The sequence below is a fragment of the Microcoleus sp. BROC3 genome, assembly GCF_036702515.1.
Classification (GTDB): domain Bacteria; phylum Cyanobacteriota; class Cyanobacteriia; order Cyanobacteriales; family Microcoleaceae; genus Microcoleus.
In genome coordinates this window covers 1-14,109 of the sequence record NZ_JAUBTQ010000068.1, presented here as the reverse complement: position 1 = coordinate 14,109, position 14,109 = coordinate 1, and the positions used below count along the sequence as shown (strand labels likewise).

Genomic DNA, 14,109 nt, shown 5'->3' with positions numbered 1-14,109 from the left:
TTGGGTTTCGTTCCTCAACCTAAAATATACTTTCAATGATTTGTATAAGGGGAATGTTTATTACTAATTCTCTTGATTCACCACACGGAAGTTACGGAGATACCGATAGCCTTTGTTTTCCTGCTTCCTGCTTCCTGCTTCTTTCAACGTCCCAATTAATCATTCCAAAATGACTCGCTTAGCCACAACAATAGAAGCCATACTGTACCTAAAAGGTCAGCCAGTGTCGCTGGCAGAAATTGCCGAAATTGCCAAGTGCGATCGATCCGAAGCCGAAGACGCCATAATTGAACTGATGTCTGACTCGTCCCGCCGCGAGAGTGCATTAGAAGTCGTCGAAACTCCGACGGGATACAGCCTGCAACTCAGAGAAGAGTTTGCTAGTTTAATGCAAACTTTAATACCTCCAGAATTAGGTGTTGGAGCTTTGCGGACGCTGGCTGCGATCGCCCTCAAAGGCGGCATCGCTCAGCCTGACTTAGTTAACTTACGAGGCTCAGGAGCTTACCAACAAGTGCAGGAACTTGTAGAAATGGGTTTCGTCCGCAAACGGCGACCCACTGAGGGGCGATCGTATTGGTTACAAGTTACCGATAAATTTCATCGGTACTTTCAAGTAGACCAACTGCCAAAACAATTGCAAATTGACTTTCAGGCAAATTTGTACCCAAGCAAAGACGAGTAGTTTAAAGTAGAATGTAACAAGCCAGAAATTAAGAATCGCCAAATGGTTTTTCACCCTGACTTTGACAGTTCCAATGCCCAACAAACTGCAGCCAATCCACTTCTGAAGTACCTCCAACACCAATCCCCGGAGGTTCTAGCCCGCGTCGCCAAGTCCGTCAGCCCAGAAATCAAAGAAATTATCTCTCATAACGTTCAAGGACTTGTCGGCATCTTGCCTTCAGACAATTTTAACGTCCAAATTACCACTGACCGCGAAAACTTAGCAGGTTTGCTAGCTTCCGCGATGATGACTGGCTATTTTCTGAGGCAAATGGAGCAGAGGATGCACCTAGAAGAAAATTTAACAAACACCAGCTCGATTCAACCAAACTCTCCCAAAGAGAAGTAAAAATATCAACGGGTTGGGAAGGGAGAAAGATGAAAGCTGTTCAAAAAAATCAACAGTCCTGAACGCACAGGGAATTAAGCAACCGGGTTTTTAACCGGATATCCCTCGCGCTACACCGAGGGTTTTGGTGAAAAAACCCGGTTGGTACGTCCAGGACTATAAACCATCAGATTCATCTTTCATCCTCCACCGTTTGCCACTAATACCAGTTTCAAAAAAGAATGCAACTGTAGGTAAGCTCCAAATCCTTATGCAGTAAGTCATTCCCAATTCTTTAATCGAAAATCGAAAATGGTATTAGCCACCAGCGGCGCTACCTGATAAGGGAAAAGCACCGGGACGTACTTTAATTGTCTCAACTTGACCCAAACGGTTAATTTCCACTTCGAGTTCTTTGCCCACAGCAGTATTTTCCACCCGTTCTTGCACGTCCCCGGGAGTGTCAACCGCAATTCCGTCAACTTTTTGAATGACATCTCCGGCGCGCAAGTCGGCTTTTTGAGCGGGGGAATTTTCCACGACTCGCGTAACTGCTACGCCTCGATCGAGGGTAATTTTATTATTATCGAGCTGTTTGTTGAGTTCTGCCTTGGTGGCTGCAGTCAAGCTGACCATTTGAATGCCGAGATAGGGATGTTCGGCTTTACCTTTGGCGAATAACTGATCGGAAACTCGTTTGGCGGTTTCGATCGGAATTGCAAATCCCAAGCCTTGAGCGTCGGCGCGAATGGCGGTATTGATACCAATTACTTCGCCTTGGTCGTTGAGCAGGGGGCCGCCAGAATTGCCGGGGTTGATGGCGGCGTCGGTTTGGATGAAGCGGACGCGCTTGTCGGGGATGCCTACTTGGGAACTCGATCGACCCGTAGCGCTGATAATGCCCACAGTCACGGTATTGTCGAGACCTAAAGGATTGCCGATCGCGATCGCCCACTGTCCCGGTACAATATTGTCCGATCGGCCCAAAGCCACCTGCGGCAGTTCCTTAGCATTAATCTTAACCACAGCGACATCCGTCAGCGGATCGACTCCCTGCACCTTACCCTCAAACTCGCGGCCGTCTTTGAGCGTCACCTTGACAGTATCTGTCCCGGAGACGACGTGAGCATTAGTAACGATGCGGCCGTCAGGAGTGAGAATAAACCCCGAACCCGTACCTCTCTTGACTCGTTCTTCCGGCTGCGGCAAATTGTCCCCAAAAAACCTGCGAAACAAAGGATTTTTGAAAGCTTCCGGTACTTGATTCCCCACTTTGCTCGATGCGTCAATCCGCACTACAGCCGGGCCGACTTTTTCGGCTGCTTCAGCAATAAAATTGGGATTGCTGCGATCGACCGCCTGATTTTCCTGAACTGGAGGAGACGGATAGGGGGGAATTTGGTTGCGAACTACGGGCACAACCGATCCGGTTTCCAGATTATTTGAGCTTTGGAGATAGCGATTGCCCAACCATCCTATACCTCCCCCGATCGACAGCAAAGTCAGATAAAGGGTCGCTTGCTTAAAAGATAAACTCATTTAATAACTCCCGCTAAATACCTCATCCCCGCAGACACGTTCCGGATCAAGCATTTTTCTCTTGACGACGGGAAGGAAGCGGGGCGGGGCGTACCGCTTCCTCAAGAACATAGCTGTTAACAGGCAGGCGCTGACAGGCATCACAAGCAATTTTTGCCTGATTTCCCAAGAGCGACCAAAACTAATAATTCTCATCCTAACTTGGCTTAGCCTGGGATTTACAGTCTGGGGGGCGGCTAGAGCTTTCAAATATGCAGTTTCACTGGACTCGAAAACTGTCAATTGTCCATAATGAATACTTTTTTGTCTGCACATAATGACTTTTAAACGCTTATTTCCGCTGATTTCTGCACTAATGTGGTCGATCGTACCCGTTGGGAAAACGGTGGCAAATACCGAGATCCCACCTGCAAATCTTCCTTCAGGTACACCTGTAGAAAACCCCGACCCCACGCGCGATTGCCCGAGTCCGGCTATGTCTCGGTTGCGCCGCCACACTGCGGCCCAGGGCGAAACCATAGAAAGCATCGCGCGGCAGTACAATGTGATTCCTGCGGCGCTGATCGGGATAAATCCGATGTTGCAAGGCGGTCGAGTATCTGCCGGAAGTGCGATCGTCATTCCTCCGTACAGTGGCATCGAGGTAGAAGTGCCTGCGGGCTGGAATTGGCAAAAACTGGCAGAAGCTTACAAAGTGCGCGCAGATTTGCTATTTGAGGCGAATGGGTGCAAGCCTTTGGGGAAAACGGTGTTTGTGCCTGCGGCAAATAGGTCGATCGGGCCTTCTATCAATCCCGATGCGGCGCGATCGGTGCAAGGATTTCCGCTGCCGGCCCCAGCGGTGGAAGCTTTGCGTTACGGGCGGCAATTGCATCCGGTACTGCGCGAATTTTTTTTCCACAGCGGCGTAGATTTTTTGGCGTCGGAGGGTACCCAGGTTTTGGCGGCGGGCGAGGGGACTGTCGCCTTTGCCGGGCCCCAGGGGGATTACGGGAATTTAGTGGTGGTCAACCATCAAGCGGGGAAGCAAACCCGCTACGCTCATTTGAAAGATATTGCGGTAAAAGTCGGTCAAAAAGTGCAGTCTGGAGAAGTTTTGGGAACCGTCGGGATGACGGGAAAACGGGACATTCCGCCATCTCATTTGCATTTTGAAGTTCGGTACAATTCGGGTTTGGGTTGGGTTGCTGAAGACCCGCTGCTTTATTTGCAAGCGACTGTTAAAAAATAGGATTGGTAGTTTGAGCGGAATATCAGCAATTGACTGTAAGCTGTACTGCATTTAAATTGGGCGTTGCTGAATACAGGTATGAATTCAAGATTTCCCAATTGCTATGGGCCAAGTATGGGGAGTTTTGTAACTTCAAGCGAAAAGTTTATTCATACCGTAAATCAGCAACGCCTACAATTCAACTTTTCCGCAGTGCAGCAATAATCTGTGCGTTTGCCTTGGGAAAAGTAAATTGGTCAATTTCGTCGAGTGTCACCCAACGAATTTCATCGCATTCGATCATTTGCGGTTCACCGCTAATGTGGCGACAGTGGTGCACGTAAAGCCTAACTGTAAAATTAGTGTAGTCGTGGTCAATTGTAATCAAGCGATCGCCAACTTCTACGACAATCCCCAACTCCTCCATAATTTCCCGTTCTATGCAAGCTTCGATTGTTTCCCCAGGCTCTATTTTACCGCCCGGAAACTCCCAGAAACCCCCGTGCAGTCCGTGTTGTCGGCGCTTGTCTATCAAAATTTGTTGTCGATCGTTCCAGATTGCAGCAACGCCGATAACTTTGTGGGTCAAAGGATAAACAGACATATTAATTAGGAATTAGGAATTAGGAATTGGGAATTGGGAATTGGGAATTTAAGAATAATATCAATAATTATTCAATTATTTAATCTAAAATCTAAAATCTTAAGCCCCCATCTTGCGAGGGGGGCTTGACACTTTTACAACTTAAATGTTAAGAATCGACTAATCGTCCGAGCCGTGTCTCTCACTGGCTTGTATGGACTTTTCAAAAGTCATTCGCTGTTCGGCATTTTTGAGAAAATAACCGCTAATCATCGCGGAAGCGAGCAATCTACCCAAATGTTCTCGACTGGTAGTAACTGTCACCCCGAAGTGTTCCGAAGGCAAATTCCCCAAAAGTCCAACAATATTTCGCTCCATTACTTGGAACACTTCGTGAGAAGTCGGTTTAGACAACTGAGAAACAGTGTCGGGAGCCATGGACTGCACGTATTGCCATAATAAGTTGGTATTTTCTCCGTCTTCTTCAAAGAATTCTGGGGATTTATTAGATGAATTACTCACGAGTACCTCCGTTTCAGAGACAGCTTGTTATGTTAGACACGGGCGGTTAAATTAAATAACCATTATCCGATCGCTGCTGATCTTTATTACTAAGTAATTACTAATGTAGCAGGACAGTCGCAGCAACCAAGTGGGCACAACCGAATTAAAAGCGGCGGTTTTTACGATTTTAGATGGGGGATGGCGAGCCGTGAAGACCAGATCGCCATCCCCAATCTACCTAGCTGGCTAGATAATCGTTAATATCTTGCTTGCGCTTGCGGAGTTTGGTCAAAGCTTCCCGTTCTATTTGCCGAACTCGTTCCCGACTGATGTTGAGACGATCGCCTATTTTTGCCAAGGTTAAGGTTTGCCCGTCTTCTAAACCGAACCGCAAGGCGAGGACTTCTCGCTGTTGCTGAGTCAGCTCCGCCATCAGGTGGTCTAAGTCAGTCCGCAGGGAAGATTGCAGGGCAAAATCTTCTGGAGTAGTACCCGTATCTTCCAACAAATCGCCCAACTCTGTATCTTGATTGTCTCCCACACGTAAGTCAAGGGAAAGTGGCAGGCGCGCGCGTTCGAGATATTCCCGAATCTGTTTGGGAGTCAACTCTAGCTCTGATGCCAACTCAGCAGCCGTGGCCGCGCGGCCTAGCTGTTGAGCAAGTTGGCGCTGAGCCTTTTTAATTTTGTTGAGCTTTTCGGTAATGTGGATCGGCAAGCGGATGGTGCGGCCTTTTTCGGCGATTGCCCGAGTAATTGCCTGACGAATCCACCAATAAGCATAAGTAGAAAATCTGTAGCCCTTAGTGGGGTCAAATTTTTCTACTCCCCGCTGCATTCCGATCGTGCCTTCCTGGATTAGATCCAGTAAATCTACGTTGCGCTTGATATATTTTTTGGCAACAGAGACTACCAGGCGGAGATTCGCTTCCACCATTTGGCGCTTTGCCCTTTCCCCGTGCTCGAGCGTCCGCTGCAACTGTGCCTCAGACAGCCCAACTGCCTGTGCCCATTCAGCCGCCGTCGGGTCGCGGCCTAACTCTTCGGCTAAAATATTTTTCTCCTGATGCAGTGCGGTTGAGCGCTGTACCTGTTTCCCGTAGAGTATTTCTTGCTCATGGGTCAACAAGGGAACGCGGCCGATTTCCCGCAAGTAAGCGCGAACAGAATCTGTATCTGAGGACTTAAGAGTTTTCATGAGCTTTTCCCGCTGAGGATCTGTGCCTCTAAAGGTTTGCGGTAGTCGCAAACCCCTAGCTTTAGCTGGGAAGGAAAGCGGGCGGGGACTTGCGCTTTCCTTCCATTTAAAGAGGCTTAATTTTATGGTAGCTAGCTACTACTCCCAGTCAGCACCGTCTCAGGTTAGGTTTTGGTTGGGGTGTGCACAATACTACGTTATGTTAAGAATCTTAACATTTCTGAGTTCCTTTGGCTACACTTCTTCATATTTATTTCATGCCAGCCTGAGCTGCACTGAATTTAAGAGTACCTAATTTACCTAGGGCTTACGCATGGGGGCCCAGAAACCCGGTTTTTTTTAGGAAAAGACGCGTTGCAGCCCGTAGACTGGGTAAAAGGCGTTGCTGGAGCGAGGTACGATCGGCGCGATCGCGGGAGACGAATATTGCTGAATACGACTTGGGTTAAATTTTTTTCTATTAATTGCTCGCCACATCAATCCTACCTAACTGCAGCAAGGCTATTCGTTTAACTCCCGTTAGAACAGCCATATTTTATAGATTTGTCCGTTGCCTTCATCATGATGACGTATTTGCCACACACATAGCAGGTTTGGGTAATGTTTAGACTTGAATTTTGTTTAAGTCTCGCGAATTTCAATCAATACAAGCAGTGAATCTAAACATCCCCTAAATACAAGACGACTGATGCGGTTGAAGAACTCTTTCTTAAGGGAGATTAGTCGGTTTAATTTTGGGCGGATATTGAATATGACAGATGCCATGTACTTAAACTGTATGAAATCTTCTAAAAGTTCGGTGCCCAAACAATCTGTTGTACTGGTGCAACCAGAAGTTAGCCATCTTATTCGTGAACTTCGGCAACTAACCCAACTGACCCAAGTGCAACTCGGAGAATCGCTGGGTGTTGCTTACGAAACGATTAATCGCTGGGAAAATAAACGGATTCAACCCTCTCCTTTAGCATTAAGGCAAATTCGGACGTTGGTTGCGGAACTGGGTCAATCATCTTCAATCGTCGTTCGAGAGGGCAGCAAAAAGCTTTTAGCTCAGTATTTTTCAGAGAGGCAGGGTGTGTGAGTGATGCAGTAGAGGGGGCCGATCCTAAAAACTTATTTGCAGGCGACAGCGAGATGGCGATGTTGATGCGATCGCACGATTGGTCGCAAACACCACTGGGTGCTGTCGAAACCTGGTCGGACAGCCTGAAAACGGCTGTGCAAATCATGTTGACCGAACTCGATCGATCTCAGCAACCAGACAAGACGCAGCTAGAATCTAATCTGTCACAGGAGCGCCCCTCAACAGATGCCTTGCATCAAATTGCCCAAGCCGATGCGTTTCGAGTCAGGCTCACCAATGCGCTACGCCCGCTGACTGATGCCAATGAGATTCAGGCGATCGCAGCCCGTGTTCTGGGCGAGTCTCTCGGCGCAAGCCGCGTCATTTACATTGAAGTGTTACCAGGCGACAAGGAAGTCATCGTTCATAAAAACTACACGAACGGTGTTGCCGAATTGAGTGGCCTGTACCATCTGGAAGACTTCGGACGCAACCTGACAGACGACCATCGAGCAGGGCGAACAGCGATCGTTCCCGATGTGGCAAACTACTCTAAATACACAGCTAGCCAAAAGGCAATGTATCAAAAGATCGACATTGCTGCCCATATCGACGTGCCGCTGATCGAGAACGATCGATTTGTCGCCTTGCTAGCGGTGCATCAGGCAAACCCTCGCTCGTGGACGGAAGACGAGGTGAGACGAGTCGAGGAAACCGCAGAGCAGACATGGGCAGCCGTTGAACGTGCCCGTGCTGAAGCCGCATTACGCCAGAGCCGCACCGAACTCGAACAGCAACTGCGGAAATTCGATGCGATCGTAACTGCAATTCCCGATTTTATTTACACCTTTGATTTGGCGGGACGGTTCACGTATGTCAGCCCGGCGTTGCTCAATCTTTGGCAGAAAACTTCGGATGAAGCTTTGGGAAAGAACTTTTTTGAGCTGGATTATCCCACCGATTTAGCGACCCGATATCAGCAACAGATTCAACAGGTGATCGCCACGCGCCAGCCGATCGAGGATGAAGCGCCCTACACTAGCGCAATCGGCACACGCGCCTATGAATACATTTTCGTGCCGCTTTTAGGGATAAACGGCGCAGTAGAAGCAGTGGCAGGCGCGACGCGAGACATCACCGATCGCAGACGGGTAGAACAAGCCTTGCGCCAAAGCGAGGAGCAGACTCGGAATATTCTGGAGAGCATCGCTGAAGCCTTCTTTGCTTTGGATGAAAACTGGCGGTTCACCTACGTCAATCGATCTGCCGAAACCCTGCTCGGTCGCACTCCAGGGGATTTGATTGGCAAGAATTTATGGGAAGAATATCCAGGACTGATTGGCAATGATTTGGAGCATATTCACTGGAGTGCCATGCGCGATCGTGTGGCTGCGTCATTGACAGCGTTTTACTCTGACCACGATCGCTGGTACGAAGTTCGCACCTACCCCGCTCCAAACGGCATCACCGTCTATTTCAAGAATGTTACCCAGCAGATTCAAACTGCCGCAACTCTGCGTCAATCTGAGGAACGCTACCGCACGCTTTTTGAGTCGATCGACGAAGGCTTCTGCATTATTGAAGTGCGATTTGATGAAAATGATACGCCGATCGACTACTACTTCTTAGAAGTTAATCCCATCTTTGAGCAACAAACGGGACTTCAACAAGCAGTCGGTAAAACGGCGCGTCAGTTAGTTCCCGATCTTGAAGACCATTGGATTCAGATTTACGGTCAAGTTGCTCTCACGGGTGAACCGACTCGCTTTGAAAATGGCTCAGAAGCAATGAACCGCTGGTTCGATGTCTATGCCTGTCGCATGGGTGAGCCAGAGGCGCGAAAAGTCGCCATTGTCTTCAAAGATATTAGCGATCGCAAACGGGCAGAAGAAATTTTGCGGCGAAACGCTGAATTTAATGCTTTCCGTGTCTCTCTCGCCGACGCACTCCGCCCCCTTGCCGATCCAGTGGAGATTCAGGCTACGGCCAGCCGCGTGCTGGGCGAATATCTCGGCGCGAACCGCGTGGCGTACTTCGAGGTTCGCGACGCTGATTACGTCGTCGAGCGCGATTACGTCAATGGAGCTGAACCACTCGCTGGCGGTTATTCGGTTGATTCGTTCGGCCCCAAGCTGCTCGCGGCGTACCGCACTGGTCGCGCCGTGTCCGCGTCTGATGTGGAAGCCGATCCCAACCTGTCCCCAGATCGGCGATCGGCTTACGCCGCGATTCAGATCGGTGCCTACATCGGCATACCCCTGATCAAGGAGGGCGAGTTTGTAGCGGGTCTGGCAGTTCACACATCCGAGCCGCGAACTTGGACGCCGGACGAGGTGTCCCTAGCGGAAGAAGTAGCCGATCGCACTTGGGCGGCAGTCGAACGCGCCCGCTCCGAAGCAGGCTTGCGAGACAGTGAGGAGCTAAAGCAACGCATACTCGAAAGCAGCCAAGATTGCATTAAAGTCTTAACGCTCGATAGCGAAATCGTCTATATCAGTCCAGGCGGGTTGTGCCTGTTGGAAATCGACGATCCGACGCTCGTTCTGAACGCCTGCTGGCTTGACTTTTGGAAAGGCAAAGATTATGAAAAGGCCAAGACAGCGATCGCGGCTGCTAAAGCAGGCAATACAGGTCAGTTGCAAGGCTATCTTCCCACTTGCAAGGGCACCCCGAAGTGGTGGGACATCATGATCACACCCGTGCGGAATACCGCTGGACAAGTGACCCAACTTTTAGCAATTTCACGTGATATCACGAAGCAAAAGCAAGCTGAAACTGAACTGGAACGAATGCTGGCCCAAGAGCAAGTTGCACGAGAAACTGCCGATCGCGCCAACCGAATCAAAGATGAGTTTTTGGCGGTGCTGTCCCATGAATTGCGATCGCCGCTCAATCCGATTCTCGGCTGGTCAAAACTATTGCAGCAGAGAAAATTCGACGCGGTAAAAACCGCAATGGCATTACAGACGATCGAGCGGAACGCCCGACTGCAAGTGCAACTAATTGACGATCTACTCGACATCTCCCGGATTTTACGCGGCAAACTCAGTTTAACCGTGATGCCTGTCGATCTCAGTGCAGTCATTTCTGAAGCCCTAGAAACGGTTCGCTTAGCCGCAGAAGCGAAAGCCATTGAAATTTACACAACGATTTTACCCGGTGTTGGCATCGTAATCGGCGATGCTGGACGGTTGCAGCAGGTGGTTTGGAATCTGTTGTCTAACGCAGTCAAATTCACACCTCACCAGGGACAAGTCGCTATCACTCTAGCTTTGGATGAAACACACGCTCAAATTCAAGTTACCGATACTGGAAAAGGGATTCGCTCTGACTTCCTGCCCTATGTCTTCGAGCATTTCCGGCAAGAAGATGGAGCCACCACCCGCAAATTTGGCGGCTTAGGATTAGGACTGGCGATCGTGCGGCAAATTGTGGAATTGCACGGGGGAACAGTCGCGGTTGATAGCCCTGGTGAAGGACAAGGAGCTATATTTACAGTTCGCATTCCGCTTGCGCCTCGCTCTCACGAATTGCCAGCGATGGAGCAGCCTTCCGACTCAACCGGAGATTTAAGCGGCATTCATGTCTTGGTCGTGGATGATGAGGCAGACTCACGCGAGTTTGTGGCGTTTGTTTTAGAACAAGCGGGGGCGATCGTCACCACCGTTGCCTGTGGAACCGAGGCACTCCAAGCTTTCTCTCAAGCAATTCCAGACATCATTGTCAGTGACATTGGAATGGCAGAAATGGATGGATATATGCTGCTGCGTCACATTCGTAGCCTGCGATTAGAACAAGGCCGACAAATTCCCGCAATCGCTCTGACTGCCTATGCTGGAGAGATTGATCGACAGCAGGCGATCGCAGCAGGCTTTCAACGTCACCTTGCCAAACCTGTTGACCCCGAGGCAGTCGTCGCGATCGTCACAAAATTATTATCATCAGGCTAAATTAGGCAAACTAAACGCCACCTGGCTCTCAAATCTTGCCCAATACCATTTTTATAAAGTTATGATAGACTTATATAAAAAGTAAAGGAAAACATTAAAATGTCTGGTCGTCCTCATATAACGATTGCCGAATCTGTAGAAGTATTGCTAGAGATTAGGAAACAACTTGCAAAGAATTTTAGCATATAATAAAGTTCAAATGCTTTATTTCAATCAAAAAAAGTAGAAATAGTCCGAGAAGTATCGTCGGTTTTGGGTAAAAGTGAAACCACAATTCATCGCTGGCTCTTTCAATATAAAGAGGGTGGCATAGAAAACTTGTTAAAAAATCGGCAGATTTTTGGTAGACCCAAAAAGTTTTCGGTTGAAGTAGCGGCTGCATTACAACAATAATTGAGAGACCCCGAAGGATTTTCCAGTTATAAAGAAGTTCATCTCTGGCTTTGGTTAATCAAAGAGATACCTAGTAGTTATCAAGCTGTATACTCCTTGGTCAAAGGGGAGTTAAAAAGTAAATTAAAAATCCCAAGACCCCGGAGTAGTGAACAAAAGCCAACGGCAATCAATGAATTCAAGAATATCCTGTCTCAAAAAATCAAAGCCTTGCTGGATAGAGCTCCTGACCAAATAAAGTAATACAAGAAATTTCTGTTTTGGTGTAGTGACGAAACTCGATTAGGATTACATACAATTCAGAGACGAAGGATAACACTCTTCGGTGTATGTAAAACCCGTAGGAAAACATCAATGGAAATTTAAATTTTTTTGGCTGTATGGAGCAGTATCCCCATCAACAGGAAGAAGTTTTTTTTGGGAATTTTCCCATTTGGATAAGGTTAGTTTTGAAGCATATTTGCAACAATTATCCCTTGAGTATCCTGATGAATTGCATATCATTCAAGTCCTGGATGCTCCCGCTCATTTTTTAAGCAAATCTGAATTACCAGACAATATTATTTTACTATTTCAGCCTCCTCATTGTCCTGAAGTAAATCCAACAGAAAGAGTGTGGGAATACATCAAAAATTTTTTAGCTTGGTTAGTTTTTAGTAATCTTGACGAACTCCGCGTAAAAGTTCAGGAAATCTTAGCATCTTTAACGAATCATGTCATTGGTTTTCTCACAGGATGGTCTTGGATTTTACATTCTTTATCTCTAGCACATCTTTAAAAAAATGGTATAACAATCGGACAACCGCGTGCAGGCGTACATCTTTACAGACAAGTCCATACAACTCTCCAAGCTGCTCTTTATTCAAATAGCGCACTACTTCGTCAGTACCATGCTCTCCTTTCTCCAAGTTAGGCTTGCGACGTTTTTTGCCAGTAATTGGATTAGTTTGCAGATAGCCAACAGCCACCGCATAGTTAAACAGTGCTTGGATAATTGCTTGATGTCGGTGGTGAGTAGCAATCGATAAATGTTCTAACCCTTCCAAGTAATCTGATAAGACCTGGCGGCTGATAATTTCTACTGGCAAGCGACCATACTCAACAAGCAGGGGCATTAACGCTACCTCATAAGAGCGCCGCGTACTTTGAGCCAAACCGGGACGTTCTAAAAACTCTGTAGCTAATCGAGCCAAAGTAACAGCCAAAAAACAAACTTTCCTGAAACCACACTTCAACTAATGACTTTCTCTCTTAAACACTTTACTTCAGGAAAAGTTGACAGTTTTCTATGTATACTTTTGACCCACAGACCGCTCCCCAACCTCAAGAATCTCTCAATAGTTACATCAAAAGACTGCGAAACCATTTCTCGATGAGCCAGCAGCAACTAGCGACAGCAGCAGGCATTCACCTCCAAAGCCTGGGAAAGCTAGAGCGCGGTAAAACTACCCGGCTCAATGAAAAAACCCAGAAGGGGTTGGCAGTTGCCCTCAATATCCCTGAAGAATACCTGGATGCAGTTGTCTCTGGACGGACACCAGAAAGCTTGCAGCAGAAACGATATTGTCCCTGCTGCTGGAAAGCAAATGGTAACCCAGACCCAGCATGGACACTGCATCGAGCTAAGTATTGTTTGCTCTGCGGCACTCAACTTCGCAGCAATTGCATTAGCTGCTTCGAGCCAATCGCATCATTTAAACATAAATTTTGCCCCCACTGCGGCAGTCCCTACTCTCAATCAAGTCAAAAACGCTCTGCTTGTTAAAGCATATACAGCGGATTCCAGATTTATGAAGTACAGTAGCAGCAGCTTGTAAACCAGTTTTTAAAGTGTTTAATATTAACCCGCGTCAAGCGCAGTAGCTAGTAAAATGTCAACCATCTTGGTAGTAGTGGGCGAAAACTTACGTAAAAAAGCTTTGAGTTGTGACCACCATAATTCGATCGGATTAAAGTCAGGAGAATAAGGTGATAAGTTCAGGATACTGGCACCAGCCGCTTGAATCAATGGTTCAATCACCGCCAACTTATGGGCTGGTAGATTATCCATCACAACGACTGCACCTTTCCATAAGTTTGGCACTAAACACTGTTCTACAAAAACTGCAAAGGCCTGACTATCCATCGACCCATTCAGCGTCATTAATCCTACTACTTTTTTTAAGCTGATTGCTCCAATAACTGTTACTTTTGCACCCCGATAAAATGGTTTTAAATCATAGACTCTACTACCATATCTCGAACGTGCGTGGGTTCGTGTCAACCCCAATAAAACGCCCATTTCATCCAAAAACACCAGGTTGTCAGGGTCGATATTTTTCACTTTCTCCCAATACTCACACCTCAAAATTTGCACTCGGTCGGTAGCAGATTGACTACTCCGTATTGTCTTTTTTTTCGCGTCATATTTTGTTTTTTTAATTCGCGACACATCATACTAGGGCTGACAGATTGCTGGTAGCTATCTAGCCAATATTCACAATATTCTGATAAGGTGCTATCGGGATATTTTTCCACCATCTCGATCAATTTAGTTGTGTGCGATTCGTTTAACCAAAAATAAGCTAAAAAGCTTATGGGAAGGTTAGCCCAGTTGATGAGACTGGTGACAACTG

At 47.5% G+C, this 14,109-nt stretch carries 12 protein-coding genes and 2 pseudogenes; 7 read left to right on the top strand and 7 right to left on the bottom strand.

Annotated features, from left to right (window positions below; genetic code table 11):
* Positions 1 to 169: 169 nt before the first annotated feature.
* Complete coding sequence (scpB, locus tag QUB30_RS29015) at positions 170 to 685, top strand: SMC-Scp complex subunit ScpB (RefSeq protein WP_333341010.1); 516 nt, start codon at positions 170 to 172, stop codon at positions 683 to 685.
* Between the two features lie 42 nt (positions 686 to 727).
* A complete protein-coding gene (locus tag QUB30_RS29010; RefSeq protein WP_333341007.1) occupies positions 728 to 1,075 on the top strand; it encodes a DUF760 domain-containing protein in 348 nt (115 codons plus the stop codon).
* Between the two features lie 297 nt (positions 1,076 to 1,372).
* On the opposite strand, the gene QUB30_RS29005 is transcribed toward QUB30_RS29010, so the two are convergent.
* Positions 1,373 to 2,593, bottom strand: coding sequence for an HhoA/HhoB/HtrA family serine endopeptidase (locus tag QUB30_RS29005; RefSeq protein ID WP_333341004.1), 1,221 nt, complete (start codon positions 2,591 to 2,593; stop codon positions 1,373 to 1,375).
* A 316-nt stretch (positions 2,594 to 2,909) separates the two neighbouring features.
* On the opposite strand from QUB30_RS29005, the gene QUB30_RS29000 reads away from it, so the two are divergent.
* The gene (locus QUB30_RS29000) at positions 2,910 to 3,824 is read left to right on the top strand and encodes a M23 family metallopeptidase (protein WP_333341001.1); all 915 of its coding nucleotides are present in this window, start codon (positions 2,910 to 2,912) and stop codon (positions 3,822 to 3,824) included.
* A gap of 178 nt (positions 3,825 to 4,002) precedes the next feature.
* Here QUB30_RS29000 and mutT read toward each other — a convergent pair whose 3' ends face one another.
* The 3 genes from mutT to QUB30_RS28985 form a co-directional block, all read right to left on the bottom strand.
* Positions 4,003 to 4,407: an 8-oxo-dGTP diphosphatase MutT gene (gene mutT, locus QUB30_RS28995; RefSeq protein WP_333340999.1), complete on the bottom strand. Its 405-nt coding sequence runs from the start codon at positions 4,405 to 4,407 to the stop codon at positions 4,003 to 4,005.
* Between the two features lie 159 nt (positions 4,408 to 4,566).
* Complete coding sequence (locus QUB30_RS28990; RefSeq protein WP_015174476.1) at positions 4,567 to 4,908, bottom strand: DUF760 domain-containing protein; 342 nt, start codon at positions 4,906 to 4,908, stop codon at positions 4,567 to 4,569.
* 220 nt (positions 4,909 to 5,128) lie between these two features.
* A complete protein-coding gene (locus tag QUB30_RS28985; protein ID WP_333340996.1) occupies positions 5,129 to 6,088 on the bottom strand; it encodes an RNA polymerase sigma factor, RpoD/SigA family in 960 nt (319 codons plus the stop codon).
* Between the two features lie 751 nt (positions 6,089 to 6,839).
* Here QUB30_RS28985 and QUB30_RS28980 point away from each other — a divergent pair.
* From QUB30_RS28980 to QUB30_RS28970, 3 genes and pseudogenes are all read left to right on the top strand, one after another.
* Complete coding sequence (locus QUB30_RS28980) at positions 6,840 to 7,169, top strand: helix-turn-helix transcriptional regulator (protein WP_333340993.1); 330 nt, start codon at positions 6,840 to 6,842, stop codon at positions 7,167 to 7,169.
* A 53-nt stretch (positions 7,170 to 7,222) separates the two neighbouring features.
* Positions 7,223 to 11,101, top strand: a complete 3,879-nt coding sequence (locus QUB30_RS28975; RefSeq protein WP_445300559.1) for a PAS domain-containing protein — start codon at positions 7,223 to 7,225, stop codon at positions 11,099 to 11,101.
* Between the two features lie 99 nt (positions 11,102 to 11,200).
* A pseudogene (locus tag QUB30_RS28970) lies at positions 11,201 to 12,272 on the top strand (IS630 family transposase).
* On the opposite strand, the gene QUB30_RS28965 reads toward QUB30_RS28970, so the two are convergent.
* Complete coding sequence (locus QUB30_RS28965; RefSeq protein ID WP_333340987.1) at positions 12,223 to 12,699, bottom strand: hypothetical protein; 477 nt, start codon at positions 12,697 to 12,699, stop codon at positions 12,223 to 12,225. The pseudogene QUB30_RS28970 and the gene QUB30_RS28965 overlap by 50 nt on opposite strands.
* A gap of 83 nt (positions 12,700 to 12,782) precedes the next feature.
* On the opposite strand from QUB30_RS28965, the gene QUB30_RS28960 reads away from it, so the two are divergent.
* Positions 12,783 to 13,259, top strand: coding sequence for a helix-turn-helix domain-containing protein (locus tag QUB30_RS28960; RefSeq protein ID WP_333340985.1), 477 nt, complete (start codon positions 12,783 to 12,785; stop codon positions 13,257 to 13,259).
* Between the two features lie 75 nt (positions 13,260 to 13,334).
* Here the strand turns inward: QUB30_RS28960 and QUB30_RS28955 are convergent, their stop codons facing one another.
* Complete coding sequence (locus tag QUB30_RS28955) at positions 13,335 to 13,925, bottom strand: transposase (RefSeq protein WP_333340982.1); 591 nt, start codon at positions 13,923 to 13,925, stop codon at positions 13,335 to 13,337.
* Positions 13,838 to 14,109 (bottom strand): annotated as a pseudogene (locus tag QUB30_RS28950) (hypothetical protein); the annotation flags it as partial. The gene QUB30_RS28955 and the pseudogene QUB30_RS28950, both read right to left, overlap by 88 nt.

Excerpts from the sequence above, each read along its gene's own strand:
- scpB (WP_333341010.1), top strand. The coding sequence starts at position 170 with ATGACTCGCTTAGCCACAACAATAGAAGCCATACTGTACCTAAAAGGT.
- QUB30_RS29010 (WP_333341007.1), top strand. The coding sequence starts at position 728 with ATGGTTTTTCACCCTGACTTTGACAGTTCCAATGCCCAACAAACTGCA.
- QUB30_RS29005 (WP_333341004.1), bottom strand. The coding sequence starts at position 2,593 with ATGAGTTTATCTTTTAAGCAAGCGACCCTTTATCTGACTTTGCTGTCG.
- QUB30_RS29000 (WP_333341001.1), top strand. The coding sequence starts at position 2,910 with ATGACTTTTAAACGCTTATTTCCGCTGATTTCTGCACTAATGTGGTCG.
- mutT (WP_333340999.1), bottom strand. The coding sequence starts at position 4,407 with ATGTCTGTTTATCCTTTGACCCACAAAGTTATCGGCGTTGCTGCAATC.
- QUB30_RS28985 (WP_333340996.1), bottom strand. The coding sequence starts at position 6,088 with ATGAAAACTCTTAAGTCCTCAGATACAGATTCTGTTCGCGCTTACTTG.
- QUB30_RS28980 (WP_333340993.1), top strand. The coding sequence starts at position 6,840 with ATGACAGATGCCATGTACTTAAACTGTATGAAATCTTCTAAAAGTTCG.
- QUB30_RS28975 (WP_445300559.1), top strand. The coding sequence starts at position 7,223 with ATGGCGATGTTGATGCGATCGCACGATTGGTCGCAAACACCACTGGGT.
- QUB30_RS28960 (WP_333340985.1), top strand. The coding sequence starts at position 12,783 with ATGTATACTTTTGACCCACAGACCGCTCCCCAACCTCAAGAATCTCTC.